10 protein-coding genes and 1 riboswitch are annotated in these 10,122 nt (G+C 52.6%); of the genes, 2 read left to right on the top strand and 8 right to left on the bottom strand.

The window, feature by feature from the left end; all coding sequences use genetic code 11:
* Positions 1-11: 11 nt before the first annotated feature.
* Complete coding sequence (locus Q3O59_RS02745; protein ID WP_305944127.1) at positions 12-290, bottom strand: hypothetical protein; 279 nt, start codon at positions 288-290, stop codon at positions 12-14.
* Between the two features lie 417 nt (positions 291-707).
* Here Q3O59_RS02745 and pheA point away from each other — a divergent pair, with 417 nt between their 5' ends.
* Positions 708-1,862 (top strand): prephenate dehydratase, encoded by a 1,155-nt coding sequence (gene pheA / locus Q3O59_RS02740; protein ID WP_228592584.1) that lies wholly within the window; start codon positions 708-710, stop codon positions 1,860-1,862.
* Positions 1,863-1,923: 61 nt separating this feature from the next.
* Here the strand turns inward: pheA and Q3O59_RS02735 are convergent, their stop codons facing one another.
* The 3 genes from Q3O59_RS02735 to Q3O59_RS02725 form a co-directional block, all read right to left on the bottom strand.
* Entirely contained in the window at positions 1,924-2,295 is a 372-nt protein-coding gene (locus Q3O59_RS02735) for a DUF3718 domain-containing protein (RefSeq protein WP_228592581.1), read from the bottom strand.
* A gap of 126 nt (positions 2,296-2,421) precedes the next feature.
* A riboswitch (cyclic di-GMP riboswitch) is annotated at positions 2,422-2,512 on the bottom strand.
* Between the two features lie 79 nt (positions 2,513-2,591).
* Entirely contained in the window at positions 2,592-3,998 is a 1,407-nt protein-coding gene (locus tag Q3O59_RS02730; RefSeq protein WP_305944126.1) for an MBL fold metallo-hydrolase, read from the bottom strand.
* Positions 3,988-5,592, bottom strand: a complete 1,605-nt coding sequence (locus Q3O59_RS02725) for a Na/Pi cotransporter family protein (protein WP_305944125.1) — start codon at positions 5,590-5,592, stop codon at positions 3,988-3,990. The genes Q3O59_RS02730 and Q3O59_RS02725 overlap by 11 nt, the downstream gene beginning before the upstream one ends.
* Before the next feature lie 147 nt (positions 5,593-5,739).
* On the opposite strand from Q3O59_RS02725, the gene Q3O59_RS02720 reads away from it, so the two are divergent.
* The gene (locus Q3O59_RS02720) at positions 5,740-6,624 is read left to right on the top strand and encodes an LOG family protein (protein ID WP_305944124.1); all 885 of its coding nucleotides are present in this window, start codon (positions 5,740-5,742) and stop codon (positions 6,622-6,624) included.
* On the opposite strand, the gene tyrA is transcribed toward Q3O59_RS02720, so the two are convergent.
* The 4 genes from tyrA to rplS all read right to left on the bottom strand — a co-directional run bounded on the left by tyrA (position 6,621) and on the right by rplS (position 10,117).
* Complete coding sequence (gene tyrA, locus Q3O59_RS02715; protein ID WP_305944123.1) at positions 6,621-7,754, bottom strand: bifunctional chorismate mutase/prephenate dehydrogenase; 1,134 nt, start codon at positions 7,752-7,754, stop codon at positions 6,621-6,623. The genes Q3O59_RS02720 and tyrA overlap by 4 nt on opposite strands.
* Positions 7,751-8,812, bottom strand: a complete 1,062-nt coding sequence (locus Q3O59_RS02710; protein ID WP_305944122.1) for a 3-deoxy-7-phosphoheptulonate synthase — start codon at positions 8,810-8,812, stop codon at positions 7,751-7,753. The genes tyrA and Q3O59_RS02710 overlap by 4 nt, the downstream gene beginning before the upstream one ends.
* Positions 8,813-9,064: 252 nt before the next feature.
* Positions 9,065-9,664, bottom strand: coding sequence for a DNA-J related domain-containing protein (locus tag Q3O59_RS02705; RefSeq protein WP_305944121.1), 600 nt, complete (start codon positions 9,662-9,664; stop codon positions 9,065-9,067).
* Positions 9,665-9,757: 93 nt separating this feature from the next.
* Positions 9,758-10,117, bottom strand: coding sequence for a 50S ribosomal protein L19 (gene rplS, locus Q3O59_RS02700; protein WP_228613278.1), 360 nt, complete (start codon positions 10,115-10,117; stop codon positions 9,758-9,760).
* Positions 10,118-10,122 lie beyond the last annotated feature (5 nt).

Genomic DNA, 10,122 nt, shown 5'->3' with positions numbered 1-10,122 from the left:
AGACGAAGACGTTAAGAGCGGGGTTTAAGCTCGACAGCGGTAATGGTGCACTCCGGTAGCTCGGGGTGGAACTCCAGCTGAATGTCCTGCTTATTCATCAGAGCCGTCAACAACAAGGCATGTGCTTGCGGCAATAGACTGTTCTCCTCCAGCAAAGCGAAACGTTGCTGATGCAATAAGCAGCTCAGTTGAAGGCTTTCCTGCATGGGCAAGGCCAACAGCAGTTGATTGGACTCCAGACGCACCCCATGAATGATGGCTTCAGCCGGTCCCGAACAATGCAGTCCCATGCATTGAGCGGAAGCACAAAAGCTTGCCGCGCCCAGAATTGAAACAATGATTGATTTAATAAAACCCCCTTGTAACTATAATGTTTAATTTTGACGATAATTGAGCATTTATCAAACAAAATAATTTTGTCGTAAACATGAACAAATTTTATCGATACAAAGAAATATCATCGTAAGGGCTGCCGTAAAGAACTGTGGTGTCATTTTCTAAATGCTGCATTAGCAGTTGACTTTAGCCATCCAGACTGATAAAAATGAGGAATGAAACAACATACCGCCAACACCTTCTTTTTTGACTTTTTTACCACCCGTCACGGGAGGTAGTGTTGCGCGCTGGCAGAACACCGAAAACCTCCTCATCTGGGAGGTTTTTTTTTGGCTCTAACAAATAAAAATTGCAATGAAGGAAGCTCCAGCATGGAACTGAATGAAGTACGACAACAGATACAGACAACCGATCAGCAATTGCTGCAGTTGTTGGCCAAACGCCGTCAACTGGCATTGGCGGTAGCGGAAGCTAAAATCAGCCAAAACAAGCCAATCCGGGATCAGGAGCGTGAAGAAGCTTTGTTGCTGCGCTTGATCGAAAGTGGTAAAGCGCTCGAGCTTGATGCGCCTTATGTCACCCGTTTGTTTCATGTGATTATTGAAGACTCGGTGCTGCAGCAGCAAGCAAAGTTGCAAGGCGAGCTGCGCGGCATGCAAGGGCCCTCAGTCAAAGTCGCTTATCTGGGTGGACAGGGCTCTTACAGCTACTGGGCGACGCAAAAGTACTTCACCCGCCGCGCTGAGCAAATTATTGATATTGGCTGCGACAGTTTTAATGACATCATTAAAGCGGTCGAAACCGGCCATGCCGATTATGCAGTCTTGCCGATTGAAAACACTTCATCCGGTAGCATCAATGAAGTCTACGACTTGCTGCAACACACCCGTTTGTCCATTGTTGGCGAGCTAACCCACCCGATTGATCACTGCGTACTTGGTGTACCTGGGACTGCGCTGAACCAAATTCGCCAAATCTGTGCCCACCCTCAGGTGATCGCTCAGTGCAGTCAATTCTTGCTGGGCCTGACCAACATCAAGGTCGAGTATTGCGACAGTTCCTCCGATGCCTTTCAACGGGTGCAACAAAAACAGGATCCGACCATGGTTGCCATTGGCGGTGAAGCTGGCGGGAAGATCTATGGGCTGGAGGTGCTGGCACGCGATCTGGCCAACCAAAAAGACAACGTCAGCCGCTTTATCGTGGTGGCGCGTAAAGCCGTGACGGTCGCCAAAGCCATACCGGCCAAAACTACCTTTATTATGTTCACCGGCCAACAACCCGGCGCTTTGGTTGACGCCCTAACGGTGTTAAAGCGCCACGGCATCAGCATGGCCAAGCTGGAGTCCCGGCCTATTCCCGGCAACCCTTGGGAAGAAATGTTTTATGTCGACGTACTGGCCAACACCCACGATTACGCCATGACCCGGGCGCTGGAGGAGCTGAATCGAATCACCAAATTTATTAAAGTTTTGGGTTGCTACCCCAGTGAAGCCATTCAACCGACGGAAGTGCCAACCAGCTGAAAAAAAGGCGCCTCATGGGCGCCTTCTAAATAACAGGGAGGGTAAAATCAGTACAGCATTTTTAGCTGTTGGCGCGAGAGCGGATGGACTCAATCACCGGAGAGCTACCAAAGCCATTGCTCTCAGCCCATTCAATATCACCAGAAGCCGCAACCTGGCTGCCTGGCAGCTGACGGATGATGAAGTCGGCAGTATCGTTGGCGTTGTGACGAATGGCATGGCGTACCAGCGGCAAACCATCGCAAACGATGCCATCGTAGACATTGCGTAAACGCAGGCGATGGTCACTCAGAGTTTTGCGCAAGTCGTTACGGCTATCGGCAGCCACAAAAGAGCAAATCGAAACAGCAAGTTGCTGATCGGCCTGAGCCTGTGAGCTGAACATCGCGGTGGCTGCAAGAACAGACGCTAAAGCTACAAATTTCAATTTCATTTTCTGGCTCCATGGTACAATAATTAGTCAGAACCCATTCATCTGTGAATGGCGATTAGCTTGTGCTTGCGAAAGGTCAGTCAGACACTGCAGAGTGCAGTTCACATTAAGGTCAGGACGACGCTTAATGGCAGCCCAGCTATCATGGGAAACAGGGTTTCCGTTAGACCTGAAGCTTTGCGTGATCATCCTTTCGGATGTCTTGCCTTTCGAAGTGCGCACAGAATAACCAATTCAAACGCCCTTGGCAATAGCGTCATAAAAATTTCATCGATAAAAGCGGTACAGCCATCGAATCACAGACTGATTTGCTGGCCCTGTTCAGCAATCTCAACCGCCATGCCCTGTTGTTGCATCGCTTGTTGTAACGCCTGCTGCGCTTTGGGCTCGCCATGCACCAACCAAAACTGGGGTTGACCACCAATAGCCCCGGCCCACTGCAACAACTCACTCTGACCGGCATGGGCTGAAAAGCCACCTATGGTGTGTACTTTTGCTTTCACCACAATGTCCTGACCAAAGAGTTTGATGCGCTGCTCGCCATCCACCAGCCGACGCCCCAAAGTGCCCTGCGCCTGGAAGCCAACAAAAATAAGGTGGTTGGAGTTTTTCCACAAGTTGTGTTTGAAGTGATGCACTATACGGCCGCCATTGCACATGCCGCTGCCTGCGATGATGATGGCCCCCTGCTTAAAGCGATTAATGGCCATGGAATCTTCCACCGTTTCCGACAGCTTTAAAATCGGCAAAAAAGATGCCAAATCGCGCACGTTTTGTTGCTTCAACAAACGGGTATCGTCCGGGTCCATGCTGTGAAAGAAGCGATCGTAGATCTCGGTAATGCTAATCGCCATCGGGCTGTCCAGAAACACCACCTTTTGCTTTAACTTACCCTGATGGTACAAGACACCGAGGTAATACAGGATCTCCTGCGAGCGCCCCAGCGCAAAAGCCGGAATGTACACATTGCCGCCAGCCTGGTAGGCGTCTTCCAGCGCTGCAGCAAACTCCGCCACCGTGTGCTCGACATCCTGATGATTGCGATCGCCATAGGTGCTTTCCATCAGCACCAGATCGGCATGAGCTATTTCAGCCGGATCATTCATCAGCACCGTTGCCGGGTTGCCCAAATCACCGGAAAACACCAGATGGCGCATGCCCTGCTTGCCTTTTAGCCAGAGCTGTACAATGGCCGAGCCCAGGATATGGCCGGCATCGTTAAACTCCAGCTCCATCCCGGGCATCGGCACCGTGCGCTTGTTGTAAGGCAGCGGCTCACACAGCTCGATGACCCGTTCGGCATCGGAAAGCTGCATCACTGCTGGCAGCTCTTTTTTCCCAGCCCGGGCTGCCCGGCGGTTTTTCCACTCCAGATCTTTTAAATACAGATGCACCGAGTCTTTCAACAGTACCGGCAACAGCTCGGCGGTCCCTTTGGTGCAGTAAATTTTGCCATGAAAGCCTTTGGCCACCAGCAGGGGCAACAAACCGCTGTGATCAATGTGGGCATGGGACAGGATCACCGCATCTATGTCTTTTGGCTTAAATTGAAACCGGAACTTATGCCATTCGCGAATTTGATCGCTGCCTTGCACCATGCCGCAATCCAGCAGCACTTTTTTGTTATTTAGTTCGACTAAATAGCAAGACCCTGTCACCTGACCGGCTCCGCCGATAAAGGTTAATTGCGCATTAATGGGCATGAAGTTCTCCTGTTTCGGTTGGCAACAGCTCCTGCTGCTCATAGGCGTTTTGCAGCTGAGCAATACTCAGCATGCATTTGGTTAGATGATGGTCAAAGCGACGCAGCTCTGCCAGACGCAGCAGCAGCTCGCCGCCCTGGCCACTGTGCAGATGGCTGCTTAACTGCTCCGGTGTTAACAGCTGTTGTTTTTGCTCGACGCGTTTGCGACTGATATCCCGGTACAACGCCGAGATCTGACCGGATGCGGCTGGCAAATCCAGCGCCGCCAAGGCCCGCCAAAACTCCGCCTGCACCTGGACTGCTGGCCGCTGGTTTTCAAACCGGTGTTCCAGTTGCGGCAGCATTTGCAGCAACAACTCAAAACGCAACTGGCTTTTGGCCAGTCGGTTTAACAACTGGGCTTCAGCAGACTGCAAGGGTTGTTGCCCCAACTGGTTGGTAAAGCTGGCAATATCCCGCTGCAACTGGCGCAGCTCATCCAATACGCTTCTATCCAGCGGCTTCTGGGCCAGATTGGCCGCCAGCCGACACAGCTGCTGTACTTGATGTTGCTGCTCCATGGTCAGGGTTTTCAGGGCCAGTGCCGGTATCGCCAGGCTGGATTGATCCAGCATCCGCAACCGATCGCTTGGCTGACGGCGAAAACGGCCATTTAACCACAACACCAAGCGATCACTGATGGGCCACATCAGCAAGACACCAAGCAGATTAAACAAGGTATGGAACAAAGCCAGGCTAAAAGCAGCATGGTGCACATCAAACAATTGATACTGCAACCAAAGCAGCAACCACAGCAAAGGCTGTAGCAACAGCAGCGCGACAATGGCAGTGATCACATTAAAAATAAGATGCAGCATCGCCAGCCGCTTGGCTTTAGCGGTCGCAGCCAGAGCAGATAAAATCGCGGTGGAGGTAGTGCCCAGGTTAGAACCGATGACAAAAGCTGCACCCAGGCTTAATGGCACCACGCCACTGGCAACCGCCGTGATCACCAAAGCGATCACGGCTGCAGAAGCCTGCATCACGGTGGTGAGTAAAGCGCCAATCAGCACCGCCAGCAGCAGCCCCCAGATGCCCATTTCTACCAGCCAGCCAAACTCTAAATTCACGAAAGCAGCATCAAAGCTTGTCTTTAGCAAACCGATGCCTAAAAACATCAAGCCAAAACCAGCCACTCCCTGGCCACTGCCTTGCCAGACCCGGGATTTGACAAAGGACTTCAGCAGAATACCGACACCAATCAAGGGCAGCGCCAGCGCATCGATTTTAAACTGCAAGCCAACCAGGGCGACAAACCAACCGGTAAAGGAAGTCCCCACATTGCTGCCATAAATCACGTAAGCGGCATTGCGTAGCGACACCAGGTTGGCATTGACAAAACCTATGGTGGTCACGGTCACTGCTGTCGAGGACTGCACTGCAACGGTAGCAAAGGTGCCTATCGCCAGTCCTTGCAACGGCCTGCCTGTCCAACGCTGCAAACCGGTGACCAGATTATTGCCAGCCGCTTTTTTCAGACCAAGCGTCATCCACTCCATACCAAGCAGGATCAAACCCAGTGCCCCCAATGCCATCAGTCCGTCATTGATCATGATCCCTGTCGTTTTCCTTTTGTCTGCTTGGTTGATGAGAAGTTATTGTGACACAATTGGATACTCTGTAATCTTAGTTTAAATCAAAGCGGGCTGCATTTTTCGTCCAATCAGCTGCTTAGAAAACAACCATTTACAGAGGTTCTTATGTCAACGCCCAATGCTTTGCACAAACGCCACTTCAACAGTGCCCAGGACTCCGTCGATGCCATCAATCAATTGCAAGACCACGCCTCCTATCGCCTGGCCTTTGCTGATCATGACTTTTTACTGCAGGATGAATTGCGGCATGTTCGGCTGCAACTGGAGTATTTGAAACCGCAGTTGGTGATGGAGCAACATGGCATTGATGCCACCCTTGTGGTGTTTGGCAGTGCCCGGTTTTTAGCACCTGGCGAAGCAAAAGCTGCGCTGGAGCAGGCCGAAACCGCTTTGGCTGCTGAACCGGACAACAAAGCACGGCAGCAGCAACGGCAGCAAGCACTGCGCGATCTGCATAACAGTCGTTACTATCAGGCCTCACGGGATTTTGCCTATCTGGTAGCCGAGCATGGCCAGCAGCACCCGGAGGAAAAGCTGACCATCATCAGCGGTGGCGGTCCTGGCATTATGGAAGCAGCCAACCGGGGGGCAATGGAAGCCGGCAGCCCCAGTATTGGCCTCAACATCGTGCTGCCTAAAGAGCAAAACCCCAACCCTTACATTACACCGGAGTTTTGCTTTCAATTTCACTATTTTGCCATTCGTAAAATGCATTTTTTACAGCGGGCCCGCGCATTGGTTGCTTTCCCGGGTGGCTTTGGCACTTTGGATGAGCTTTTCGAAACCCTGACTTTGCTGCAGACCAAAAAGGCCGAAGCGGTACCGGTGATTTTGTACGATGAGACGTTTTGGCGGCGTTTAATCAACTTTGATTTGCTGGTTGAAAGCGGCGTGATCAGTGCAGAGGACTTGGATTTAATTCAATTTGTCGATACGCCCGAACAGGCCTGGCAAGCGATCCGCACAGCCTACCAATTGGCAGAAGCTTAGCTTCTGCCATCGGTGGCCTTTTGCAGCAGCTGACGGCTTTCATCAAGAAACTGCCCGGCCAGCTCACCAAAATAGGCTTTGCCCTTATTGAACTCAGTCATCAGGGCCGCTTTGTCGGACTGTTGCACCAAGGACAAGACTTGCTGAAAGCGCTGCAGATAGCGCTCCAGCAGTGCCGAGGTTTGGGCCGAAGACAGCATAATGTCGGCGTATAGCTCGGCATTTTGCGCGAACAAGCGACCGATCATCGCCAGCTCCAGCCGGTAAATCGGTGAACTGAGCGCCAACAGCTCGGGCAAGTTGGCATTTTCTTCGGCCAGATGCACCCCATACACCAAGGAGGTGAAGTGCCGCATGCCCTGGATCAGTTGCATTCGCTCATCATGCACCACCGCACTTTGCTCGACCAGCTCGGCCCCCCAAACCACCAACTGCTGACGCAGCCAATCGCTTTGTTCGGCAAAACGGCCATCACACACCACTATGACCTGTTTCACCAAATTGCTGACATCGGGGCCAAACATCGGGTGCAAACCCAGCACCGGACCACGATGCTTGGCCAGCATGCAAGCCAACGGCTGCTGTTTGATGCTGGTGATATCAGCCAACACGCAATCTTCTGGCAACTCAGGCAATTGGGCAATCAGCTGGCAGGTTAAGGTGATTGGAGTCGCCATCAAAACCAATGCCGCCTCCTGGCATAATGCGCTGGCGTTGGGCCAATCATCGGCTTCCAGCACCTGCACCTGATAGCCGGAGCGTTGAAACAGGCTGACAAAACGGCTGCCAAGTGCGCCGGCACCACCGACCACCACCACCTTGCCACCGGCTGGTCGGCAGCACACAAAGCTGTGCTCTTGGGTCTGGTAAGACTCGCGCATCACCCGGCGTAGTACATCTTCGATCAATTCTGGCGATAAACCATGCTGGGTGGCTTGCTCGCGCCTGGCTTGCAATAACGCTTGTTCTCGTGCTGGCATGTAGACCGGCAAACCAAACTGCTGCTTGACCCGACCAACTTCGGCGGTTACTTCGGCTCGCTTGGCCAGCAGCTGCACCAACTCGGCATCCAGCGCATCGATTTGTGCCCGAAGTGGCGCCAGCGCCTGTTGCTCTGGCGAACTACTCATGCAGCAGCGACCAAGCTTTGCTGCATCCGCTGATGGCATTCAGCCAGCAGCTTTGCCGTGGTGTCCCAGTCGATGCAGGCATCGGTCACCGAGACGCCATACAAAGGTGCTTTGCCATTGACAATGTCCTGCCGCCCCGCATGCAAATGACTCTCCAGCATAATGCCGATAATGGCTTTGTTGCCAGCCTGGCGCTGCGCTATCACCGCAGTGGCCACCTCTGGCTGGCGATTGTGATCTTTGTTGGAGTTGCCATGGCTGCAATCCACCACTACCGCAGTGGCCAGCGCCAGTTTGTCCAGGGCAGCGACGGCTTCGCCGATGCTTTTTTCATCGTAATTTGGCTGCTTGCCACCCCGCAGAATAATATGGCCATCCGGGTTGCCCTTGGTTTCGACCAAAGCGACCTCGCCTCGCTGACTCAAACCAATAAAGCGATGCGGGCTGGCGGCCGACTGCAGGGCATTCAAAGCAATGCTCAGGTTGCCATCGGTGCCATTTTTAAAGCCGACCGGCATCGACAAACCACTGGCCATTTCGCGGTGGGTTTGCGACTCCACAGTGCGGGCCCCTATCGCCGCCCAACTGATTAAATCGGACAAGTACTGCGGGCTAATAGGATCCAGCGCTTCGGTTGCGGTGGGCAGTTCCATTTCCACCAGTTTGAGCAGCAGCTCGCGGCCCCAGGTCAGGCCAGTCTCCAGATCAAACGAATCGTTCAAATGCGGATCATTGATAAAGCCTTTCCAACCCACCGTAGTGCGTGGCTTTTCAAAGTAAACCCGCATCACAATGTAGAGGCTATCGCTGTAGCGTTGCTGCAGCTCTTTTAAGCGCTCTGCGTACTCCAGTGCCGACACAGGATCATGAATGGAGCAAGGCCCGGTCACCACCAAAAGACGCGGATCCCGGCCATGAATAATGTCGGCAATGGTTTGGCGGGCTTGCTGCACAAATAAGGCGCCCTGCTCCGACAATGGCAAAGCCTGCTTTAATACATTGGGTGGGCTTAACAGGCGCTCAGAGCTGATGCGCAGGTCATCTACACGGGTGGTCATGGTAAGGTTCCTCTTTAGGCAGCTTCAAGTTTAAGGCAGCTTTGTCATCGCTGCTGTCTGATCGGAGCAGGTCGGCACCAACTGTAAACTTAAGAATACAGACCGTACTCTTTTAATTACAAAAATACAGTGTACGCAGATACTCCATGGAGTTCAACCCTTGGCAAGGCCTATTTTTAAAACGCTTTAGTGAAAAACGCACAGTCACCAGAATGTAATGAATAATGAACAGCAAGTCAGCCGGATGCCAGCCTAAAGAAATTCAGCTCTAAGTTGCTGATAAGCCATTCGGATCTGGACGAAGCTGTCAGCGTCTCCGCCTCTATCCGGGTGATGCTGCAAAGCCAGACTGCGGTACTGCCGCTTTATGGTAGTGAGATCGCAAGGCCAGTCGAGTTCGAGTAAGCTGCAGGCCTGTTGATGACTAAATGAAGGAGTTGGAGCAGAGCTTTGGCTGGCATAGTGTTGCCAAAACGCATCCAATTGCTGTTGCAAGGTAGCGGCATCCATCTGGTAAAAATTGTGCCAGTCCAGATACCAGAGTGCACGCCCCTGATCCTCAGCAGACAACTGCTGGCCCTGGTAAGGCAGCAATTCGACCCGGGCGAGATCGATCTGCAACCAGGCCAGTTCATCATCCAGCCATTGCTGCTGAATGCGGTACAGCAAATGCTGTAGCACAAAGTGGCGCTGAAAGAGTGCATGGTTGGCATCGGCCGGAACGGGGCTCAATTGCAGCCCTAGCCGCTGCAGCAGAGCTTGTTCGGTTTGCACACCAGACTGCTGCAACAACAGAGTTTCCAGCTGGCCTTGCAACAGGGTTAATTGTGGGGCAGGAAGCGGTGCTTGCATACAGCTACACTGCCAGAGCGCAGCAGCAACTGCAAGTCAGCGATAAAAAAAGGCTGGCCCAGTGGCCAGCCTTTTTTAATGCAGCAAAAGCGCTTAGTTAAGCTTTTCGCGGATACGCGCTGATTTACCTGAACGATCGCGTAAGTAGTACAGTTTGGCACGACGTACCGCACCGCGACGCTTAACGGTGATGCCTTCTACCAGCGGGCTGTGTGTTTGGAACACACGCTCAACCCCTTCACCGTTTGATACTTTACGCACGGTGAAAGAAGAGTGCAGACCGCGGTTGCGCTTGGCAATCACGACACCTTCGTAGGCCTGAAGACGGGTTTTCTCGCCTTCTTTAACACGTACCTGAACAACCACGGTATCACCCGGGGCAAAAGCAGGTACGTCCTGCTTCAGTTGCTCATCTTCAAGCTGCTTGATGATGTTTTGGCTTACTTTGCTCATAACAA

Origin of the sequence: Alkalimonas delamerensis (genome assembly GCF_030717955.1) — a bacterium.
Lineage (GTDB): Bacteria > Pseudomonadota > Gammaproteobacteria > Enterobacterales > Alteromonadaceae > Alkalimonas > Alkalimonas delamerensis.
This window is presented reverse-complemented; position numbering and strand designations above follow the sequence as displayed.